Origin of the sequence: Paraburkholderia sp. BR10882 (assembly GCF_040948855.1) — a bacterium.
Taxonomy (GTDB): Bacteria; Pseudomonadota; Gammaproteobacteria; order Burkholderiales; family Burkholderiaceae; genus Paraburkholderia; species Paraburkholderia nodosa_A.
The window spans coordinates 15,611-35,628 of the sequence record NZ_JBFPKP010000039.1 but is presented as its reverse complement, the minus strand read 5'-3'; the positions used below and the strand labels follow the sequence as shown (position 1 = coordinate 35,628).

At 62.4% G+C, this 20,018-nt stretch carries 27 protein-coding genes; 20 read left to right on the top strand and 7 right to left on the bottom strand.

Going from position 1 to position 20,018, the window contains the following annotated elements:
• Positions 1-410: 410 nt before the first annotated feature.
• From AB3X99_RS40195 to AB3X99_RS40180, 4 genes are all read right to left on the bottom strand, one after another.
• Positions 411-1,316 carry a CopD family protein gene (locus AB3X99_RS40195; protein ID WP_368661992.1) on the bottom strand — a complete coding sequence of 302 codons (906 nt, stop codon included), beginning with the start codon at positions 1,314-1,316 and terminating at the stop codon, positions 411-413.
• Positions 1,317-1,318: 2 nt separating this feature from the next.
• Positions 1,319-1,684, bottom strand: coding sequence for a copper resistance protein CopC (locus tag AB3X99_RS40190; RefSeq protein WP_368661991.1), 366 nt, complete (start codon positions 1,682-1,684; stop codon positions 1,319-1,321).
• 18 nt (positions 1,685-1,702) lie between these two features.
• On the bottom strand, positions 1,703-2,602 hold the full coding sequence (locus tag AB3X99_RS40185) for a hypothetical protein (protein WP_368661990.1): 900 nt from the start codon (positions 2,600-2,602) through the stop codon (positions 1,703-1,705).
• Between the two features lie 128 nt (positions 2,603-2,730).
• Entirely contained in the window at positions 2,731-3,036 is a 306-nt protein-coding gene (locus tag AB3X99_RS40180) for a DUF2946 family protein (RefSeq protein ID WP_368661994.1), read from the bottom strand.
• Between AB3X99_RS40180 and AB3X99_RS40175 the strand changes: the two genes are divergently transcribed.
• Positions 2,932-3,165 (top strand): hypothetical protein, encoded by a 234-nt coding sequence (locus AB3X99_RS40175; protein ID WP_368661995.1) that lies wholly within the window; start codon positions 2,932-2,934, stop codon positions 3,163-3,165. The two genes, AB3X99_RS40180 and AB3X99_RS40175, sit on opposite strands and share 105 nt — an antisense overlap.
• Positions 3,166-3,755: 590 nt before the next feature.
• Here the strand turns inward: AB3X99_RS40175 and AB3X99_RS40170 are convergent.
• Entirely contained in the window at positions 3,756-4,433 is a 678-nt protein-coding gene (locus AB3X99_RS40170) for a DUF4145 domain-containing protein (protein WP_368661989.1), read from the bottom strand.
• A 414-nt stretch (positions 4,434-4,847) separates the two neighbouring features.
• On the opposite strand from AB3X99_RS40170, the gene AB3X99_RS40165 reads away from it, so the two are divergent.
• Positions 4,848-5,288 carry a hypothetical protein gene (locus AB3X99_RS40165; protein ID WP_368661988.1) on the top strand — a complete coding sequence of 147 codons (441 nt, stop codon included), beginning with the start codon at positions 4,848-4,850 and terminating at the stop codon, positions 5,286-5,288.
• A gap of 243 nt (positions 5,289-5,531) precedes the next feature.
• Here the strand turns inward: AB3X99_RS40165 and AB3X99_RS40160 are convergent, their stop codons facing one another.
• Together AB3X99_RS40160 and AB3X99_RS40155 are read right to left on the bottom strand one after the other, a co-directional pair.
• Positions 5,532-6,578, bottom strand: coding sequence for a phage portal protein (locus AB3X99_RS40160; RefSeq protein WP_368661987.1), 1,047 nt, complete (start codon positions 6,576-6,578; stop codon positions 5,532-5,534).
• A complete protein-coding gene (locus tag AB3X99_RS40155; RefSeq protein WP_368661986.1) occupies positions 6,575-8,371 on the bottom strand; it encodes a terminase ATPase subunit family protein in 1,797 nt (598 codons plus the stop codon). Before AB3X99_RS40155 ends, AB3X99_RS40160 begins: the two co-directional genes overlap by 4 nt.
• A 151-nt stretch (positions 8,372-8,522) precedes the next feature.
• On the opposite strand from AB3X99_RS40155, the gene AB3X99_RS40150 reads away from it, so the two are divergent.
• The 18 genes from AB3X99_RS40150 (at position 8,523) to AB3X99_RS40065 (ending at position 20,007) form a co-directional block, all read left to right on the top strand.
• Positions 8,523-9,569 carry a GPO family capsid scaffolding protein gene (locus tag AB3X99_RS40150; protein WP_368661985.1) on the top strand — a complete coding sequence of 349 codons (1,047 nt, stop codon included), beginning with the start codon at positions 8,523-8,525 and terminating at the stop codon, positions 9,567-9,569.
• Between the two features lie 39 nt (positions 9,570-9,608).
• The gene (locus AB3X99_RS40145; RefSeq protein ID WP_368661984.1) at positions 9,609-10,625 is read left to right on the top strand and encodes a phage major capsid protein, P2 family; all 1,017 of its coding nucleotides are present in this window, start codon (positions 9,609-9,611) and stop codon (positions 10,623-10,625) included.
• Positions 10,625-11,296 (top strand): phage terminase small subunit, encoded by a 672-nt coding sequence (gpM, locus tag AB3X99_RS40140; RefSeq protein ID WP_368661983.1) that lies wholly within the window; start codon positions 10,625-10,627, stop codon positions 11,294-11,296. Before AB3X99_RS40145 ends, gpM begins: the two co-directional genes overlap by 1 nt.
• A 123-nt stretch (positions 11,297-11,419) precedes the next feature.
• Positions 11,420-11,911, top strand: coding sequence for a head completion/stabilization protein (locus AB3X99_RS40135; RefSeq protein WP_368661982.1), 492 nt, complete (start codon positions 11,420-11,422; stop codon positions 11,909-11,911).
• Positions 11,911-12,117 carry a tail protein X gene (locus AB3X99_RS40130; protein ID WP_028206620.1) on the top strand — a complete coding sequence of 69 codons (207 nt, stop codon included), beginning with the start codon at positions 11,911-11,913 and terminating at the stop codon, positions 12,115-12,117. Before AB3X99_RS40135 ends, AB3X99_RS40130 begins: the two co-directional genes overlap by 1 nt.
• Before the next feature lie 15 nt (positions 12,118-12,132).
• On the top strand, positions 12,133-12,474 hold the full coding sequence (locus AB3X99_RS40125; protein ID WP_028206619.1) for a putative holin: 342 nt from the start codon (positions 12,133-12,135) through the stop codon (positions 12,472-12,474).
• A 3-nt stretch (positions 12,475-12,477) separates the two neighbouring features.
• The gene (locus AB3X99_RS40120; RefSeq protein ID WP_368661981.1) at positions 12,478-12,744 is read left to right on the top strand and encodes a phage holin family protein; all 267 of its coding nucleotides are present in this window, start codon (positions 12,478-12,480) and stop codon (positions 12,742-12,744) included.
• A 1-nt stretch (position 12,745) separates the two neighbouring features.
• Positions 12,746-13,567: an N-acetylmuramidase domain-containing protein gene (locus AB3X99_RS40115; protein WP_368661980.1), complete on the top strand. Its 822-nt coding sequence runs from the start codon at positions 12,746-12,748 to the stop codon at positions 13,565-13,567.
• Positions 13,568-13,578: 11 nt separating this feature from the next.
• Positions 13,579-14,001, top strand: a complete 423-nt coding sequence (gene lysB, locus AB3X99_RS40110) for an Rz-like lysis system protein LysB (protein WP_368661979.1) — start codon at positions 13,579-13,581, stop codon at positions 13,999-14,001.
• Positions 13,889-14,125: an Rz1-like lysis system protein LysC gene (gene lysC, locus AB3X99_RS40105; protein WP_368661978.1), complete on the top strand. Its 237-nt coding sequence runs from the start codon at positions 13,889-13,891 to the stop codon at positions 14,123-14,125. Before lysB ends, lysC begins: the two co-directional genes overlap by 113 nt.
• Positions 14,118-14,567 (top strand): phage tail protein, encoded by a 450-nt coding sequence (locus AB3X99_RS40100; protein ID WP_368661977.1) that lies wholly within the window; start codon positions 14,118-14,120, stop codon positions 14,565-14,567. The genes lysC and AB3X99_RS40100 overlap by 8 nt, the downstream gene beginning before the upstream one ends.
• Complete coding sequence (locus AB3X99_RS40095) at positions 14,555-15,016, top strand: phage virion morphogenesis protein (protein WP_368661976.1); 462 nt, start codon at positions 14,555-14,557, stop codon at positions 15,014-15,016. The genes AB3X99_RS40100 and AB3X99_RS40095 overlap by 13 nt, the downstream gene beginning before the upstream one ends.
• Before the next feature lie 85 nt (positions 15,017-15,101).
• Positions 15,102-15,761 (top strand): phage baseplate assembly protein V, encoded by a 660-nt coding sequence (locus AB3X99_RS40090; protein ID WP_368661975.1) that lies wholly within the window; start codon positions 15,102-15,104, stop codon positions 15,759-15,761.
• Complete coding sequence (locus AB3X99_RS40085) at positions 15,758-16,120, top strand: GPW/gp25 family protein (protein ID WP_368661974.1); 363 nt, start codon at positions 15,758-15,760, stop codon at positions 16,118-16,120. The genes AB3X99_RS40090 and AB3X99_RS40085 overlap by 4 nt, the downstream gene beginning before the upstream one ends.
• A complete protein-coding gene (locus tag AB3X99_RS40080; protein WP_368661973.1) occupies positions 16,117-17,031 on the top strand; it encodes a baseplate J/gp47 family protein in 915 nt (304 codons plus the stop codon). The genes AB3X99_RS40085 and AB3X99_RS40080 overlap by 4 nt, the downstream gene beginning before the upstream one ends.
• Positions 17,024-17,566, top strand: a complete 543-nt coding sequence (locus AB3X99_RS40075; RefSeq protein WP_368661972.1) for a phage tail protein I — start codon at positions 17,024-17,026, stop codon at positions 17,564-17,566. Before AB3X99_RS40080 ends, AB3X99_RS40075 begins: the two co-directional genes overlap by 8 nt.
• 2 nt (positions 17,567-17,568) lie before the next feature.
• On the top strand, positions 17,569-19,155 hold the full coding sequence (locus tag AB3X99_RS40070) for a tail fiber protein (protein ID WP_368661971.1): 1,587 nt from the start codon (positions 17,569-17,571) through the stop codon (positions 19,153-19,155).
• A gap of 12 nt (positions 19,156-19,167) precedes the next feature.
• Complete coding sequence (locus tag AB3X99_RS40065) at positions 19,168-20,007, top strand: tail fiber assembly protein (RefSeq protein ID WP_368661970.1); 840 nt, start codon at positions 19,168-19,170, stop codon at positions 20,005-20,007.
• The last annotated feature ends 11 nt before the right edge of the window (positions 20,008-20,018 follow it).

Genomic DNA, 20,018 nt, shown 5'->3' with positions numbered 1-20,018 from the left:
TATGGTGCCGGCTGCAGGACTCGAACCCGCCACCTGATGATTACAAATCTCTCGAAATTTTCAAATATTACAATCACTTAGCGCATTTCGTTGTTTCCAAAACCCCCGGTTGCGTTGACTTTCCGGCCTTGCCCAACAGGGGACGATATCGAATTGGAAACGCGGTAGCCGACCCGCATCAAAACGCAGCAGTTCGGCAGCCGCTTTTTCTGCGGCATCGCTGTGCCGCAAGCGCCGGGGGTGGCAATGACCAGTTGCATCAGAACCAGCCACCCAAGCGAAGCGCGCAGGCGGGGGGAGGACTGCGTTTTCACGCGAGGTCCGACGCGGCCGCTCCCGGCCCTTATCAACCCTCGCGCCGCTGTGGGAGCGCGCCCAAGGCAACGCGCGAAACGCGGTTCCCTGTCCTGTCATCCGCCCGTGGGAGACGTATGTCCTAGCACGGCCGCAAACACGAGAACGACCAGCATGACAAGTGCTTCAACAGTCAGCCAGGAGTCGAAGCGGCCCAGCGCGGCGATGAATCCAGGGCCATCCTGCCGCGCCTTGGCACACAAATCAGGCAGGACCCTCCACCGGTTCCAGCCGCCCAGTGCCATCGCGGCGGCGACAAACGCGAACTTCGCAGAGAGTACCCGGCCCCAGACCGTAGCGAAGAACGGCACGCCCGCCTGCGCGGTGTCCTGCATCACGTTGTAGAGGCCGGTGATCAGCACGACGAGGAGCGCGGCCGTCGCCAGATGCGACAGCCCGAGGCGGAACGCCGCCCCTTGCCCAGGCGATGCGTCAGCGACCGGCGCGGCCCGGCGCAGCATCACTGACGCGACGATCACGCTGCCGGCCCATAGCGCGGTCGCGCACAGATGCACGAGATGAATGGCTTCGCGCACCGAGAAGTCGCCCGCGTCCGCCGCGTGGCTGGCCGCGGCCTTGCCCGCCGCCCACACGAGGAGGCCCACGGCGAACAGCGGCAGGCCGCGACGACCGGCGATACGACTCAGCGTGGCCAGCAGCGCGCCAACGAACCCGACTGACCACGCGACGCCATAGTGTGACTGCGTGAGCACAGCGGCGACCGCGTCGCCGGCGCCGGCAAACGGCAAGCCACTCATGACGGCGGCCTGCAGCCAGAGGTAGACGAGAGCCGTGAGCGCCAGCGCGATCACCAGGCCTGCCTGCCACCCGCGCAGCGTGGCCGGCGCGCCCATGCCGCTATGCTTGCCCAGCGCGGCGCACGCAAGCGAGCCGGCTGCCGTCGCGAACAGCACGTCCTGCACTGCGGCAAGGGCGATCTGCCCGGCGACGAGCGGCTCCATGATCACTTCACCGTGAACGTGTAGTGCCCCTGCGTGCGATGCCCGTCCGCCGCGACAGCGACCCACGCGACCGCGTAGACACCCGGCGTCTGCGGGTTCAGCGCGACCGACATGTGCTTGCTGTTCGACGGGTCGACAACGGCCTTGCCGCTCGTGATGGCGTTGCCCTGTGCGTCCGTGACGGTGATCGAGCTGAATGCGGGTTCGAGTCCGTCGTCGAAGTCGATCGCGACTTCCTTCTGCGAGCCTGGCACGGTCGAACCAGCCCCCGGCGCCTGATGGGTCGGGTAGGCGTGCGCCTGCACGAACTGACAGACGGCGATCAATAATGCGGCAACGGCGCCGCGTGCGGTCGTATGCAGTTTCATGAAAGGATTCCTCATAGGTCAGAACAGCGGCTTGCCGATCGAATTCGGGAAAATGTCGTCGAAGTAGATATGGGCTTGCACCAGGATACCCGTGTGCGTGCCGGTCGCGCGATTGACGGGAATCTGCGCTTCGACGCCGAACTGCCCGTATCGATTGATCCAGATCACGCCGGGGTTGATCGTGCCCGTTGTGTGTCCTGAGCACGCGCCAGCCGTGCAGGTACTCATCGGGAATTCGACGACGGGAATCAGGTTGCTGAACGGCTGCGGCAGCCCGAGATCCTTCACCTGCTGCTGCAGGTACGGAATGCTGTACTGCAGCGTCAAGCCCCAGCCGAGCGAGTTCGGCCCCTGGTCCGACGACGCGGTCGTCAGGTTCGGGCCGATCGTGCCAGTGATGGCGAACGGCCGCAGGTAGTCGAGCGACGCGGGCAGGTCGCCGAAGCCCTTGCCGAAGTAGACGGTCGGGGTGAAGGTCGAAAACGAGTTCGCGACCGATTTGGCGCCAGTGCCGCCGAGCGTGGCAAGCAACCCGACCGACGCCATGAACTCGTGCTGCGGATTCGCGTAGACAAGATATTTGACGCCGAGCGTGAAATTGTCCCAGCCCTTCGCGCTGCCATCCGGCGAGTTCAGGCTCGCGTAGTTGCTCGCAACACTGAACGCGAGATTCTTCGTGATCAGCTTGTCCCACTCGTACGACACCGTGTTGACGTTCATGTCGTTGCCGTTGCTGTCGGGCGTCTTGATGTGGCCGTACTCCAGGTTGAATTCATCGCCGACGCCGGGGTCGTCGACCGCCATCGTGGCCGGAAAGACACGGTCGCCGACCACCGCGTGGGCCGACGCATCGATTGAAACCAGGCACGGCGCAAGCGCGCACAGCGCTGCGGCACCCCGTTGGAGAATGGTTCGCATGTCCAGATCCTGATCGAAATGTGGTGAAGCGCCCTCGCGCCGTGGCAGGCTGGCGCAGAGCAGGCGCGCGCCAGCGCAGCGGTGCCGTTCACCGGCATCGCCACATTGGCTGGAAACGTCTGCGAGGATCAGGATGAGGCGGGCGGAGCGCGCGGCTGGGCCGGCGTCATCACTGTGTATGGGCGGAACGCAGCGGTGACGAGGGGGACAGGAAAGAAGGGGCGCTGCGGCGCGACGCTCGATGTGACGGCCAGGCCAGGCAAGGCTGGCGAGTGAGCGAACAATGCGCAATACGGACACGCGTCGCACAGCGACGATGAATCGGAGCCATGGTGGTGCCCGGCGTGGGCATCGCACGCAACCTCGACAGCCAGTTGAGGGTGATGAGCATGATGGGCGTGATGCGCGACGCCGCCATGCACGCCGCGCAGCACCTGGGACACCGTAGGCGCGACCACGCTCAGCAGGATGGCAAGCATCCCGAGCCAGGCACCGATCTTCTGACGGTGGCGCTCAAGCATGGCGAATCGACGAGACGTAAAAATTTGCACAGGAACGGCTGAACCTACGCTGCTCGTCAGCCGGTGCTAGTCATCGCGCGGCCAGTTTGCAGCAGGCAGCGCGATGACTAGGTGGCCGAGCGTACCAAAGCTCTCGACTGGCGGGAGATTCCCCATCGTATAGCGGCAATTTTGCGCTATTGGTTAGTTGATGTGTGGCGAGACGCCGCCCCGAACCTTACAAGTGCACCAGACCATTGCCCGGACCTGGAGGAGTGTTCCCGCGATAGCAGGACGAATCGATTGCCGCTATCAGGTTGCCAGCGGCGTACCGCATTCATTGCGCGACATCGGTCCCTTAAGAGTTGCAAAGCGGACATCGAATGAGAAAGGCGCATGTCGCAGTTGGGTCGGAATATGCCTTTTGCATGATATGCACACCGTTGACGATCAGCGCGCGGCCGTTGGACTCCGGTCGGCCAAGTCCCGCCGTTCACATGCTCGGAGAGACAGACATTCAAACGACCGTTCCGCGTTCGGCATCGGCCGATCGGTTCGTTATTGGCCATCAGCCACGCTTGCAACATTTGCTTCAAGAAGGTCGCCATAACCATTGGACATCAGGGCCGCCGGTATAGTGTCGACCTGGCGGACTAGCTCGCCTTCTTGTCTCGCTTTTCGATAGCCTCTTGAGCTCCAGCTGGTAGCTGGCCATAGAAACTCTCGATTTCTTTGGGCTCGGTAATCATCTTGTTTGCAATGAAATTTATCAAATCAAACAACTTAACCACTCGCTCCGGCTCTTCAACAAGGTCGATTTCACCAGGGTGTACTGCATTATTCCCGGTGATTCGAAGCGCGTCTAGGGATTTTTGAACTAGTGGATTTAAGCCTTTCTTCACTAGGCTTTTAATATCTTCGTTGATATTTTCACCTTGCTCTCCCAGTTGTTTGCACAATTTCTGCAGTGCAAGCCTGAGAAGTGCTGCTGCGGCCCTGGGTGAATCAGCGAGAATATTTGCAGCTTCTTGATAGTCTATTTTTATTTCGTCAGATAGATCGGCATTGGGAGGTGGGGCGATGTTCTTCTTGGGATAAATCAAATTATCGCTGTGCCAAAATGCGAGCTGACTGCATCTCTGGCATTTTGTTACAATCCATCGCTTATCGATAATTTCATTAAACTTTGACTGTTGATCGACAACACTGGTCCAGTTGAAATTAATATTGGTACCCAAGTGAGCATAAAACTGCTTCGCATACACGTTGCAATAAGGGCAATGATACTCGCCTTTTCCAAGGATGGGAGGAAAGTATTCGAATTTATGCATAACTCCCCTTTAGATGATTATCTAAATTGTTTAAAGAAAAATATTTCGTATAAATAGTGGCATGAAAAGGGGTTCGCGTCAATTTGGGACCTTGATTGCGAAGATCTTCGGCGACACCGACAAGTTTTTTAGACACCCCAAAAACACCATGTCTGCTGCCCTACTAACCGTTGTCAGCAGGGCTGCATGCTACTTTAAGTGCGGGCTGTTGATGTGGCCGTTTGGTCCAACGGCAGTCATAGGGCGTTCCCCGCTGCCGCGTCGGGCAGCAGTCGGCCACATGCGGCCGCTCGACAGAAGCTGCTAGATTGCTGACAATCCTGAGACGGCAGGTAGGTGATTCACTCCGAGTAGGCCCAAAAACCTAATGGAAGGCCGAAGGACATTTCAACTCAAACTTACGATTCGGCGTCAATGAGCTCACAACTGTCTTGGGACGATATTTTTGTCGATGCGGCACATCTTGATTTTGGTAATCTCTTGGCGCAGTGGCCAAGCTTGGTCAATGGTCCGGTTAGGCCGATAGGGGCGTCCGTCTTCGGCGATCTATTCTTTGAGCGCCGATCAGGGAAGGTTGAGAAAATTGATGTGTTGGAGGGTGGACTTCATCCTATTGCAGACAGCTTCAGGGATTTCTCAGCGCTGATGAATTCCCGCGATTGGCAGGAGCAGCACCTTCTGACTGAGGGTGTTGCTTTGTTGAAAGACAAGGGAGTAACCCGAGCCGTTGATCAGTTCTTCGGATTTGCCCCGCATCCTTCACTCGCGGGGAGAATAGTTTGGTCAACCGTGATGCCGCTCGACGCCGTCGTTTGGAATTCGATTTGCGCACAAACCTTGTCCAGTCATAGCTAACCCCTTTCTCAGAATGGCTCTTGCAATTGCCGGATGGCGAGCATATGCCTCGACGCCGCAGAGCGTCATTGATTGGTCGCTTACGAAACGGATTGGACGACTGCTTTGGAGCGGGATGACTGTCTGGTTCGGGTCGATGGGAGTCATCGGAGCTTCCGAAAATTCGCAATGACGTGACAAGGGCAGGCAGCCTACGCGCACCGACGGCATATGCCCTATCGCTCTAGAGTACACGCAGTCGCGTCATGACGACGCGTTCCGTGACGCCCCTGCTGAGTACGGTGCGAACTGCACAACCTGTTCACCGACCCATTCGTTGAGCTGTTCAAAGCGCCGTTGCAGGGGCGCGATTTCATTGAGGCCAAACACCTCGGCCGCCTTGTCGGCCGCGCCGAATCCGCCGGTGTTACTCGGCACGATCCCCATGAGCTGCGGCGGGATACGATGCGCCGCGAGCAAGTCGTCGCGCGTCACATTCTTGATGTTGAAAAACTCGTCTTTCGCCGTGACCTCTGACACGGGAATGAGCTGAATGCCGTCCTTCTTTCCGTTCGGCGCGTACATAAACAGGTTTCGGAAATTGCCCGGTCCCTTGCTGCTTTTTAAAGCCTCCCGCAGCTTGTCGACGTCGCTTTGACTCTGCGCCGCGTCCGTCATGTAAAGAATGAACCCGGCATGCGAGCCGTTTTCGTAGTAGCGCCGGCGAAACAGTGTCGACGACTCGTTGAGCCATGCCGCGTGCAGCGCGCCCAGGTACTCGGGCAAGCCGTACACCTCCTGATTAATGTCTGGTTCCATCAAGTGATGCACCGAGCCGGCCGCGAACTCGTGTTCGACCTGAAAGCCGTCGATCTGGAAGAAGCCTTGCAGGTCCGTCGACCGGCGCATGTATTTCGCCGGCGCGCGCTTAATCGCGAGCAACCCGCCGAGCCGGTTGCGCTTTTCCTCGGCGTAGGTGTTCCCGAACACCATGTAATCGAGCGCGAGTTTGCCGAACTCGTCGCGCGATAGCAGTTTGTGAGGGATGAACGTCGACGCGATCACGTTGCGCTTGAAGTAAATCGCCGAGCTGTGATGCACGCCCGCGCGAAACGACTTGGCAAGAGCCGACCATGACACGGGCGGCTCGTACCACTTGCCGGCCGCCCATGACTGCACGTAATCGAGAATCTCGGCGCGATCCATGACGGGCACAGGATCGTCGAACGTGAAGGCCTCGGCCCTTGCCGGCGTCGACAAAGCCGCCGGCGGCGTGCTCGATGCGTGAAACGTGCGCTTGCGCTTGCTCATGAAATCTCCAGAATGCTCGTGTTGTTTGCGGTCACGCCCTCTAGCGGCTCGTTATCGAGCGCATGCAGGCACGCCCAGGCTAGATCGGCGTGGCCTGTTTCCTCGCTGCGGCTCGCCTCGTATGTGACCTTCCGGCCGCTCGCTGTCATGGTCTTTCGAATCGCCATGAAGGATTGAGCAAGATCGGTCCAGCCGGCATCAAATTCGAGCCGGCCCTTGCCGATCACCGACAAGCCCTTGAGCACGAGCCGGCCCTTGATTTCGGGCGAATAGTTGAGCGCGACCGCGCTCGGGTAGAACTGTTTGACGAGCTGGTAAACGCCCTGGCCGATACCTGTCGTATCGATCGACATATATTCGACGTTGTATTGCTGTGTGATCTGGCGAATCGCCTCGGCCTGCCCTTCGAAGTCCATGCCGCGAAACTGGCACTTGTGCAGGACGCGAAACTTGCCCCCCGGCACCGCCGGCGGGGCGACGACGACAAGGCCCGCAGAGTCGCCGGAAAGCGCGGGGTCATAGCCGACCCATACCGGCCGGAAACCGAAAGGGCGGGGCGCGAGCGGCCTGAAATCGTCGGCCCATGCTTCCCACGAGTCGACCATGCAACGTTGCAGCTCGACGAGCGGAAAGATCGACGCGCTATCGTCGATAAACTGACACATCAACAGATTCGCGTAATCCTGCGCGCTGTATTCAAGGCGCAGCTCGTCGATATCGAACAGGTCACAACCGCCGGCAAGCGCATCCTCGACCGTGACGATCTGACGCCACTGCAAATCCTCGCAAAACCGGCCGCGACCGAGCGCGCTGTGCGAGATATCAAGATGAATGTGATCGGCCTTTGCGCGGCCCCTGTTGAAGTGCTCGCCACTCCAGAAGGTATAAGCGGGGTGACTGATGCTCGACGGCGTAGAGAAATACGTCTTACGCCATTTCTTGTGCATCGCCATGCCCGATGCGACCTTTTGCAAGTCGCGAAAGCCGCTCACCCAGAAATATTCATCGAAATAGAAGTTGCCGTGATAGCTCTGCGCCGTCTTTGCGTTCGTGCCGAGGAAGTAAAGAATTGCCTCGGGAATCTCGGGGCTGCGGCTCGGCAAGATGATCGGCTCGCCCGTCAATTCAACGTCTGCGGCCTCGCGCGCGAACTGGCAAATGTACTGCCGGAAAACGTGCGCCTGCGCCTTGCTCGCCGATAGAAAAATCTGGTTCCGGCCGGTCTGCAAGGCGTCGTCCAGCGCCTCGCGCCCGAAATAGAACGTTGCGCCGATCTGCCGCGACTTGAGAATGTTGCGCGTGCGCTTGTCGCCGTTGCGATACCACACCTTTTGGTAGCCGAACTGGCAATCAAGAAACGCCTCGTGCAGTCGCGCAACCTGTTCGTCACTGAACTCGTTACGGCCGGCTCTTTCCTTGCGTGGCGCTTTATTGCGCGCCTCGATGTTCGGGTTTAGATCGCACTCCTTCCCCGTTTCGCCGTATTTGCGCACGCGTGCCAACCGCTCGACCTGCCGGCCGAGCAAGTCGATTTCCTTGTAATCGCTGCCGGTCTTAACCGGCTTGGCAATGAGCGCACAAAAGCGGGTTTCTAGTGACGATTCCATGCGCTCGATCGGCGCGGCCTTGTCCCATTCGTCGCGCTGCTTCCATGCCTCGACCGTCGCGCGCTTCAACTCCATATGCTGCGCGATGGACGTGACGCGCCAACCCTGCCAGTAAAGCGCGCGCGCTATCCGGCGAGGGTCGGCATTCGATTCGAGTGCGGGTTTGATATCGGCTGTTTCGAGCATGGCCGCAAGTTTCCCGCGTCGCGCGCGCGCAAGCACGCCCGCCTGTGAGTGCCGAACGCGCGAACAAACGTCAACCGTTGAGCCATTGCGACGGGAAACGCAAGATATCAACTCACGTTGAACCCTTTTCAAACCCGTTGGAGAACTAACGATGCACTCTCGCAAGCAGTCGCTCATGTCGCTCGCCATTGCGGCGATCGCGTTTGCTTTCACGTTGGATGCACACGCGGCGACGGCCGCCGTGAGCACCGTTTTCAATGCGGACGCGCTCTTTTCCCTGCTGCACGCTCAAAACATCGGCATCGCTGGCGCGGCCGGCCTCGGCGCGATGGCGGTCGGCTCGACGGCCAACGCGACGAAGCTCGCGAACTCCAAGATGTTCCGCATTGCCGTCGAAGGCGCGACGAGCGACGGCCGGAACATTTCGCGCGAATGGCTTACGCAGATGGCGAAGAGCTACAACCCGGAGTTGTACGGCGCGCGCATCAACCTCGAACACTATCGCGGCATCGTGCCCGATGGCCCGTTCAAGGCATACGGCGACGTGCTCGCGCTCGAAACCCGTGACGAAAGCGGCCCGCTCGCCGGCAAACTCGGCCTCTATGCGCGAATCGCACCGACCGCCGAGCTGGTCGCGCTGACGAAGGCGAAGCAAAAGATTTACACCTCGTGCGAGATCGACCCGTCTTTCGCCGACACGAAACAGGCGTATCTGATCGGCCTGGCTGTCACGGATAGCCCCGCGAGCCTCGGAACGGAAATCCTCTCTTTCGCAGCTCAAAACCCGGCCGCATCGCCGTTCGCCGGCCGCAAGGTTTCGCCGTCGAATCTCTTCACGGCCGCCGACGAAACCGTGATCGAGTTTGAACCCGAGGCCTCGCCGGATACGCCGACGCTGCCAAGCCTGTTCGCCCGCGTGAAAGAACTGCTCGGCATGGCGAAAAAGAAAGAAGCGAGCGACGAGACGCGTTTCGCTGACCTGTCACAAGCGATCGAAGCGACCGCAACGCACGGCGCGGCGCAAGCCGAGGCGATGGCAAAGCTCGAAAAGCAAGTCGCCGAACTGAGCGCGGCCCGCGAGGCCGATCGCAAAGCGTTCGACGAGCTGCACACACAGCTCTCGACCACCGGCAACGGCCAACCGCAACGGCCGCACGCGACCGGCGCGGGCGCTGCGCCCATTACGACCGACTGCTAACCGGCGTCACTCCCTTTCATAGCCCGGAGAACACAACACATGCGCAACGAAACCCGACTGGCATATGACGGCTACCTTGCCGCGATCGCCCAGCTTAATGGCATCGCACGAGCGACGGAAAAATTCGCCGTCGCGCCGAGCGTGCAGCAAAAGCTCGAGACCCGCATTCAGGAATCGAGCGGCTTTCTGAAGCAAATCAACGTGATGGGCGTCACCGAGCAACAGGGCGCAAAGCTCGGCCTCGGCGTCGGGGGCCCGATCGCGAGCACGACCGACACCTCGCAGAAGGATCGCGAAACGGTCGACGTGACTGACCTCGACGAGAACGGCTATAACGCCACGCAAACGAACTTCGATTCGCATGTGACCTATGCGCTGCTGGACGCGTGGGCGAAGTTTCCCGACTTCCAGAACCGTATCCGCGACGTGATCGTGCGCAGGCAAGCGCTCGACCGCATCGCGATCGGATTCAACGGCGTCACGCGCGCCAAGACTTCGGACCGCACGAAAAACCCGCTGTTGCAGGACGTCAACAAGGGCTGGCTGCAGCGCATGCGTGAACAGGCACCGCAACGCGTGATGGATCACGGCGCGACCGCCGGAAAGATCGTCATCGGCAAGGGCGGCGACTATGCGAACCTCGATGCGCTCGTGTTCGATCTGGTTGCGAGCATGATCGACCCATGGCACCAGGACGACACGAGCCTCGTCGTGCTCTGCGGTCGCGGCCTGCTGCATGACAAGTATTTCCCGATCGTCAACACCGTTCAGGCACCGACCGAGACGCTTGCCGCTGACGTGATCCAGAGCCAGAAGCGTATCGGCAACATACCGGCCGTGACCGTGCCTTTCTTCCCGGCTCACGCGCTGCTCGTCACGAGTTTCGACAATCTGTCGATCTACTATCAGGACGGCGGCCGCCGTCGCTCGATCGTCGACAACGCGAAGCGCGACCGTATCGAAAACTTCGAATCGTCGAACGATGCGTATGTTGTCGAAGACCTCGGCCGCGCCGCGATGGCCGAAAAGATCGAACTCGTCGCGACGGGGGCGTGATGAATAGCCCCGCCCAACGCCACTATCAGCGCGTATGCGCGCAACTCGCGGCGGCCTCGGCCGGCCAGGGTGAAACGCTCGTCGGTAGCGCTTACGAGCTGATGCTTGCGAAGCTCGCAACCGATCGCCGTCGCCTGAAGTCGATCGCGTCGATCGAACGCAAGATCGACGTCAAGCGCGCCGAGCTACTTCCCGAGTATGTCGATTACGTCGCGGGCGCACTGAGCGGCGGGCGGGGCGCACAGGACGATGTAATGACGACCGTCATGATCTGGCGCGTCGACGTGGGCGACTACGCCGGCGCGCTGGAAATCGCCCGGTATGCGATCGAGCACCGGATGACGCTGCCCGACCAATACGACCGGCCGCTCGCGACCGCGATCGCCGAGGAATTCGCCGAGGCCTCGCTTTCATCGTTCAAGAAAAACGGCTCGCCGGCCGTCGACGGCGCGCAGCTCGCCGAAGTCGCGCAGCTCGTCGCATCACACGACATGCACGACCAGGTGCGCGCGAAGCTGCACAAGGCGATCGGCTACACGGCCGAGCGCGTCGGCGACTTCCCGGTGGCACTCGAACACCTGCGCCGCGCGCTCGAACTCGACGAGCGCGCCGGCGTGAAACAGGACATTGCGCGGCTTGAAAAGGCCCGCAATGCGACCGGCGCGCAGTAAGACCGCCGCCGGCTGCACGTAAAGAGCCCTCCCCGGCCTGGGCGGCGCCGGCTGACGATCGCAACACCTGACGGAAACGCGATCCGACGCCGGCCCACCGCCCACCTTTTCCGAGCTGAAACCATGACGACATTCAACGCGATCGAAGCCCCGACCCTCACGCCCGAAACGGCCCCGCCGGCCGGCGAGCTGATCGTCGCCAACGTCGCATGGTTTCCCTCTATCGACCTTGCGCACATGCGCGAAGCCGTGCGCCTCGTCGGCACCGTGACGACCGCACGCCTGCGCGATGCCGCGATCGCCGCGATCGACGAAGTCAATCGCGAGCTGGCGAGCTGGCGCGCGTCGCACGAAGCGACCGGCGTCGCCTCGCTCGCCGAGCTGCCGGCCGACGAAATCGGCGGCGAAAGCGTGCAGCTCGCCCGTTACCGGCGCGCGGTCTATTTCCTCGCGCGCGCGGACCTCACCGAAAAATATCGCGACTTCGATAGCACGAAATCCGGCGCGGCCGACGCGGCCGAAGTCGAAACGACGATCGACGCCGATCGACGCAACGCACGGCAGGCAATCAACGACATGCGCGGCGTCGCGCGCACAACGATCGAGCTGATCTGATGCGCGTCTATGCACAACAGGGCGATACGGTCGACGCCCTATGTTTCCGCTACCTCGGCCGCACGAAAAGCGTCGTCGAAGCGACGTTAGAACTAAACGCCGGCCTCGCCGATTACGGCCCCGTGCTGCCGCTCGGCCTCGCGGTCGACCTGCCCGACGCGCCGAACGATCAATCAACCGTCCAGCTCGTCAACCTTTTCGACTAATCCGGAGTCGCCCATATGGCCGAACCTAGCACCACCGCTATCGCCGCTGCCTCGGCCGGCATTGGCTTTGCAAGCCTGTTTCCCGGCATCGACGGAAATGCACTGATCGGCGCTTTCACGGGCGCGGCGCTCGTCGTCGTCACGTCGAAAGACCTGTCGATCGGCAAGCGCTTCGCGTATCTCGTGATTTCGCTGATTGCTGGCTACCTCGCCGCGCCTGATGTTGTGAGCCATACGCCGATCACTAGCACCGGCGTCGCCGCTTTCTTCGCTGCAGCGCTGGCGATTACCGTGACCGTGCAACTGATCGAGCGCATTAAATCTTTCGATCTGTTGTCGCTGTTTCGAAAGGGCTGACCCATGCACAACCCCCTCGCACTGATCGCACTGATCGCGTACAGCCTCGCCGCGCTGCGCATCCTTGCCTATCGCCGCGACGGCGCGCGGCACCGTCAACACGTTTCATGGGTCGCCTGGCTGCTTCTCGTCGTTCTCGGCGGCTCGGCGATCGAGCTGGCCGTGCATGCGAACACGGTCGGCTACTTCGAAGCGGCTCGCGCCGTTCTTTTCGCTGTTTTCATTTTTGGCGCGCGTGGCAACGTTGCGCGCCTGCTGCGGAGTGCATGACATGATCCTGAGAAAAGGCGACACCGGCGACGAAGTGGCATTGCTGCAAAGACGCCTCACTCGCGCGGGCTTTCCGACCCCGGAAACGCACGTGTTTGACTATGCGACCGAATCTGCGGTCATGGCATTCCAGAAGGCGTGCGGCCTCGTAATCGACGGCGTTGTCGGCAACAAGACGTTGGCTGCTCAGCTTGCCGGCTTCGCCATGTCGGAACACCTGACCGACGCTGACCTCGCGAAAGCGGCCCACACGCTCGGCGTGCCCATCGCCGCGATCCGCGCCGTCAACGAAGTCGAATCACGCGGCGAAGGTTTTCTGCCCGATGGCCGGCCCGTGATCCTGTTCGAGCGCCATGTGTTTTGCAAACGGCTCAAGGCGCGCGGCTTTGATGTTGACGCGCTCGCCGCGAAGTATCCGAACATCGTTTCGCCCACTGCCGGCGGATACATGGGCAAGGCGGCCGAGTACACGCGCCTTGCGATCGCCGAGCGCATCGACGCCGACGCCGCACACGAGTCGGCGAGCTGGGGCGCGTTTCAAATCATGGGCTACCACTGGCAAGCCCTGGAATATTCGAGCGTCGCCGATTTTGTCGCGCGCATGCAGCGCAGCGAAGGCGATCACCTCGACGCGTTCGTGCGCTTTATCGCGGCCGATACGGCCTTGCTTTCCGCGTTGAAGGGTAGGAAGTGGGCGGCGTTCTCCAAGGGCTACAACGGCCCGGATTACGCGCGCAACCTGTACGACGTGAAGCTCGCCCGCGCGTATGAGCGATATGCGGACATGACCACGCCGGCCGCCCCGACGAAGGCCGCGGCATGAACGCGATCGCCGTGCGCCTCGGCGCGATCGCGCTCGTCGTGCTCGCGCTCGTCGCCGGCTGGTTCTATGTGAAGGCCTTGCGCGCCGAGCTGGTCGACGCGCAAGACGCCGCGCGCACGGCGCAAGAAGCGGTGGACCGGCGCGACGCGACGATCGCCGACCTACAGACCAAGGCGCGCGACAACGCCCGCGACCTCGCCCAGCTCGAAACGAAGCGCCAACGCATCGCGGCCGAGCTGTCGCAGTACGACTCCGACTTTGAGGCCTTGAAGCATGAAAACGACACGCTGCGCGCATGGGCTGACGGCGCTTTGCCTGACGATGTTGTGCGCCTGTACAAGCGCCCCGCGATCACCGGAGCCGACGAATACTATTCTGCAATGCGCGCCCGTCACGCGCTGCACGCTGCCGGCGACGGCCCCGCGCACGAATAACGAGCTGCGGCGAGCGCTCGACGTGACCGAGGCCGCATGGGGCGAATGCGCGGCCCGCGTCGACATGATCGCGGCGTGCCAGGCGCGAGGCCTCCCCCTGCCCGACGAGGCCGGCCATGAATAAGGCGAACAGCCTGCGCCGCGCGCTCACGGCTGCCGTGCCCGCGCTCGCGACCGATCCCGACAAGTTGCTCGTGTTTATCGACGCCGGCAACATCATCGCGACGGGCGCACAATCGACCTCGTTCGACTACGCCTATACGCTCAATGTGATGCTGCTCGACTTCGCCGGCGACGGCGATATCGTGTTCGCTGCGCTGCTGCAATGGGTTCGCGCGAATCAATCCGATCTGCTCACAAACGACGAGCTGCGCCGCGCCGGCATTTCTTTCGAAGCCGATCAACTGACGCAAACGACCGTCGACCTGTCGATCAAGCTCAAGCTCACTGAAAGCGTGCTCGTGTCGACCGACGACGCCGGCGTGCAGAAAATCACACACGTCGACGAACCCGTGCCCGAGTGGGACGTGCAAGGATTGGTCGACCCGTCGCGATGGACGAACTAAGCGCCCTCGAATCGTGGGCCGGCGCGCTGCTCTCGCAGCTCGCGCCTGCCGCTCGTCGCACCGTGACGCGCGAGATTGCGCGCGAGCTGCAACGCAGTCAACGCGCGCGCATCGCGCAGCAACGAAACCCGGACGGCACCGACTACGACAAGCGCAAGCCACGCCCGAAAAAGCACCTGCGCGACAAGGCCGGCCGCATCAAGCGCGCGGCGATGTTCGCGAAGCTGCGGCAAGCCCGCTACATGCGCGCGGATTCTGATGCGGCCGGCCTCGTGATCGGGTTCGCCGGCCGCGTGGCGCGCGTGGCACGCGTCCACCAATACGGCGAAAGCGATCGCGTCGCGAAGGGCGGCCCGATGTACAAATACCCGGCCCGCGTGCTGCTCGGATTCTCCGACGCCGATCGCGACATGATCCGCGACCTCGTGCTCAAGCACCTCACAAAATAATCGTTCGCCCCCCGAAGTTTGTACCCGGCACGCTAACAAACGCCGCGTGATGACTCGCGCGTGCGTGCTCGGCAACATGGAGGCCATGAACGCAAACGAATCCTCACGCCAATTTTTGAACGGTATCCGCAAAGGGACGGTCGCGGCCGTCGACGGCGCGCTATGCCGTGTGGAAAGCGGCGATTTAACTACCGACTGGATTCAATGGTTCAGCCCTTTCGCCGGCGAGTCGATCGAGTGGCTCGCGCCCTCGATCGGCGAAGGGGTCATGCTGCTCTGCCCGAGCGGCGACCCGACGCAAGGAGTAGCACTGCGCGGGTTCTATTCCGACGATTTCCCCCCGCCGAGCACCGACCCGGCGAAGCATGTACGCAAGTACCGCGACGGCGCGCTCGTCGAATACGACATGGCCGCCCACTCTCTCACCGCCAACCTGCCGGCCGGCGCGACCGTGCTGATCGTGGCACCGGGCGCGGTCAACGTGCAGACCAAAACCGCGACCGTCGAAGCCGAGGAAATGACGATCGACGCAAAAAATACGACCGTAACCGGCGCACTGCTGGTTAAAGGCGCGTTCGCGTTCGAATCCGGCATGACCGGCAAGGGCGGGGCCGGCGGCTCGACGATGAAGATCGAAGGCGCGGCCGACTTCACGGGCGAAGTGAAATCGCAAGGCGTAAGCCTGCCGGGACACAAACACCAAGCACAGGGCGAGAACGCCCCGACGAGTGAGCCGATCAAATGAAAGGAATGCACGCAACGACCGGCCGCGCGACGACCGGCCTCGCCCACCTTTGCCAGTCGATCACGAAGATTCTGTCGACGCCCCTCGGGTCGCGCATCAAGCGTCGTGATTTTGGTTCCGAGCTGCCCGAGCTGATCGACGCGCCGAACAATGACACGACGCGAGTGCGCCTGTACGCCGCGACCGCGACGGCGCTCATGCGATGGGAGCCGCGCTTGCGACTGACGCGCGTACAGCTCGCGACCGAGGCGAACGAAGTCGGCCAGGGCGTGCAATACGTCGACCTTGAAGGCTGGACTACGGAAACCGGCGAGCCGGTATCGACGCGCGTGCAGCTCACGAACGGGGGTGCAGCATGAGCGCGACCCCGATCGACCTGTCGCGCCTGCCGTCGCCGGATATCGTCGAAACGATCGACTATGAAAAGCTGCTCTCCGAGCGCAAGGCGAAACTCGTGTCGCTCTACCCGGCCGATCAACAGGCCGATGTAGCGGCGGCGCTCGCGCTCGAATCCGAGCCGATGAACATTCATCTGCAGGAAAACGCCTATCGCGAAGTCGTTTTGCGCCAACGCGTCAACGATGCTGCGCGCGCCGTCATGCTGGCCTATGCGCGCGGCACCGACCTCGAACACCTCGCCGCGTTCTTTGAGATCGAGCGGCAAACGATCGTCGAAGCCGACCCGGCCAACGATATCGACGCCGTATATGAGGACGATACCGACCTGCGCGCGCGCACGCAGCTCGCGCCGCAAGGGTTTTCCGTCGCCGGCCCCGAGGGGGCGTATATCTCACTCGCCCGCAACGCTGACGGCCGCGTGCTCGATGCCTCTGCGGTTAGCCCCGCGCCGTGCGAAGTCGTCGTTACGGTCCTGTCACGCATCGGCGACGGCACGGCCCCGCAAGACCTGCTCGACAAGGTAGACGTCGCATTGTCGGCCGATGACAAGCGCCCGCTCACGGACCTCGTAACGACACGCAGCGCGACGATCAAGCAATACGCGATCCGCGCGACGCTCGTTTTCTTCGCCGGCCCCGATCGCACTGTCGCGCTCGCCGAGGCAAACAAGCGCGTCAAGGCTTACGCCGACGAAATGCACAAGCTCGGAATGGAAATCACGAAAGACGGCATTTATGCCGCTGCGCGCCCTGCCGGCGTGCAAAAGGTGATCCTCGCCGAGCCGGCCGACGACATACCCGTGTCGAAGCTGGAAGCGGCCTATTGCACGGCGATCGAGCTGATCGATGGAGGCATTTACAACAATGAGTGACCTTCTCGCCCCGAACTCGTCGACGGCCGAGCGCAACCTTGCGCGCGTCGGCGCGCGAATCAGTGACATTCCGACGCCGATCGCCGTGCTGATGGACCCTGACGCGATCCCGCTGCCGCTGCTGCCGTGGCTTGCGCGGCACCTCGGCGTCGACGCGTGGAAAGACTACTGGCCCGAGCAAACGAAGCGCGCCCGCGTAAAGGCGGCGATCCCGATCGCGCGCAAGAACGGCACGGCGGCGGCCGTTCGGCAAGTTGTCGCCGCGTTCGGCGCAAACATCGCGCTGCGCGAGTGGTTCGAGCAAACGCCACGCGGCAAGCCTGGGACGTTCGACGTCGTGCTCACGGTTAGCTCGCGCAACGGGCAGGCACCGACTGCCGAATTTGTCGCCGACATCATCGCGGAAATCGACCGCACGAAGCCCGTGCGGGCGCATTACACCTTTACGCAGGGCTTTGCGATGCAAACCGTGCAGCGCGTCGCGGCGGCCGTGCGGCCCGCTTTGTATCGCCGTCTTTCTTTCTCGGATACCTGAATATGGCCGGAACCCTCATCACCGTTACCGACATTGGCCGCGCTGCGCTCGTCGCTCAAGGCAATGACGGCACGACCGCGCACAAGGTTGTCGAAATCGGCCTCGCGACCGCTCCTTTCGCAGCTGACAAGGCAATGAAGGCACTGCCCGGCGAGCGCAAACGCATCAAGACATTCGCCGGCGAGAACGTCGCGGCCGACACGATCCATGTGACGTTAAAAGACGACACGGCCGATCAATTCACGCTGTACGGGTTCGGCCTGTACCTCGAAAACGGCGTGCTCGTCGCGGCCTATGGGCAAGCGACACCGATCATGGAAAAGTCGCCTGACGCGCTGCTGTTGCTGTCGGCCGATATGCAGTTCGCGACGATCGATGCCGCGCAGCTCGTTTTCGGCGACGCGTCTTTCACGAATCCGCCGGCGACGGCGCAACGTCAAGGCGTGATCCAGCTCGCGACGCTAGCCGAAGTCAACGCCGGCGCGGACGCGGCGAAAGCCGTGACGCCCGCGACGCTCAAGCCGCGGCTCGACGCGAAAGCCGACCTCGCCGGCGCGGATTTCACCGGCCGCGTGAGCACGACCGATTCGATCCGCCTCGCGTCGGCTCCCGGTAGCGGCGCAACGCTCGCCCCCGGCAATGGCGACAACGCATCGAGCACGATCAACAATGTCGCCCTGCGCTCGTCGTTCGGTATTGGCCTCGGCCCGAGTGTCGACGGTATGAGCGTGCCGAAATCCGAGTTTTCGCACTGGTTCGACACGCGCACGGGTAACGCCGGGTTTCGCGGCGCGCTCGACGTGGGCGGCCTGATTACCGCGCAGACCCCGCCGGCGGCCGATGCGTCGAAGAAAGTCGCGACAACCGAATGGGTTCTCGCGGCCGTGACTAGCGCGCTCGTAGGCCAAATCGTTTTTGAAGCGCGCACCATCGCACGAGCTGGCTTTCTCAAGCTAAACGGCGCGCTGCTCAACCGCGTCGACTATCCGGCACTGTGGGCGTATGCACAGGCGAGCGGCGCGATCGTCACCGAGGCGCAATGGTCGGCGAACAATTTCGGCTGCTTCTCGACGGGCAACGGCACGACGACATTTCGAATCCCCGAGCTGCGCGGCGAATTCCTGCGCTGTCTGGACGATGGGCGCGGCACTGATGCCAACCGAGCCATTGGCTCGTGGCAGGCCGGACAGAACGCCAGTCACGCCCACGGCGCGAGCGCGAGCGGGGTCGGCGACCACGCGCACAGCGCATGGACGGACGCCCAAGGCTGGCACGGCCACGGCGTCAACGATCCGGGCCACTCACACCCGGCGATCGACATTTCATCAAGCGGCCGTAGTCCGTACCTCGGCAACGGCACCGGCGAATTTTCCGGCGGGGGTAACACCCGCCTCGGCGTGGGCGGCAATGCGTTCGCGACCTACGGCGCCGGAGTCGGCATCTGGCTCAACGGCGACGGCACCCACGGCCACAACATCGGCGTCGGCGGGGCCGGCAACCACTCGCACGCAATCACCGTCAACGCGGACGGCGGCAACGAAGCAAGGCCGCGAAACGTCGCTCTGCTCGCAATGATCCGCGCTTTCTAAAGGCCCGAAACCATGCTTATTCATAACTACGACTCCCAGACCGGCCAATACCTTTCGAGCCACCTGGCCGACTCCGACCCGCTCAACCTCGGCCGCTGGCTCGTGCCCGCATTCAGCACGACCGACGAGCTGCCGGCACGCGGCCCGCTCGAATGGCCGTTCTACCTCAACGGCGCATGGAAGCTGCTGCCCGACTGGCGCGGCCGGATTCTCTACCGGCAGGACAACGGCGAGCCGGCCGAAATCCTCACTGCCGGCACGACGCCGGCGGAGGCCGGATTGACCGACACGCCCCGCCCCTCGGACGAATACGCCTGGATTGATGGCGCATGGGCGCTCAATCCCGAAGTGGTCGCCGCAAACGCGCGATCGGCCGCGATGGCGGAGTTTGAAAAGCGCATGGCGCGCGCCCGCGACATGAACGCCGGCAAATCCGACGCGCTCGCGGCGGGCCTGCTCACGCAAGAGGAGGCCTATTACTTTCGCGCCTGGTCGACGTATCAGCTCGACCTTGTGCGGGCGATCCAGCGCGACGGCTTCCCCGATGTTGTGACGTGGCCGGCTGATCCGATTTCGTTCGAAGTCGCAACGGCTCCCGTGATGGCTGAATTCGAAGCACGCATGGCAAAGGCGAAGTCATACACGGACGGCAAGGCCGAGGCCTATGCGGCCGGCACGCTGCCCCCGCGTGAATCCTACGAATACCGCGTATGGAGTGAATACGCGAGCAAGCTGCCGGCCGTTCTCGAGCGCGACCCGCTGCCTGTCGTCCATTGGCCGATCGACCCGCAACCGTTCCCCGAGCCGGCGACCCCTGTAACGCCCGAGGCCTCGCCGGCCGATCCCGCGTAACGCCGCAAGCG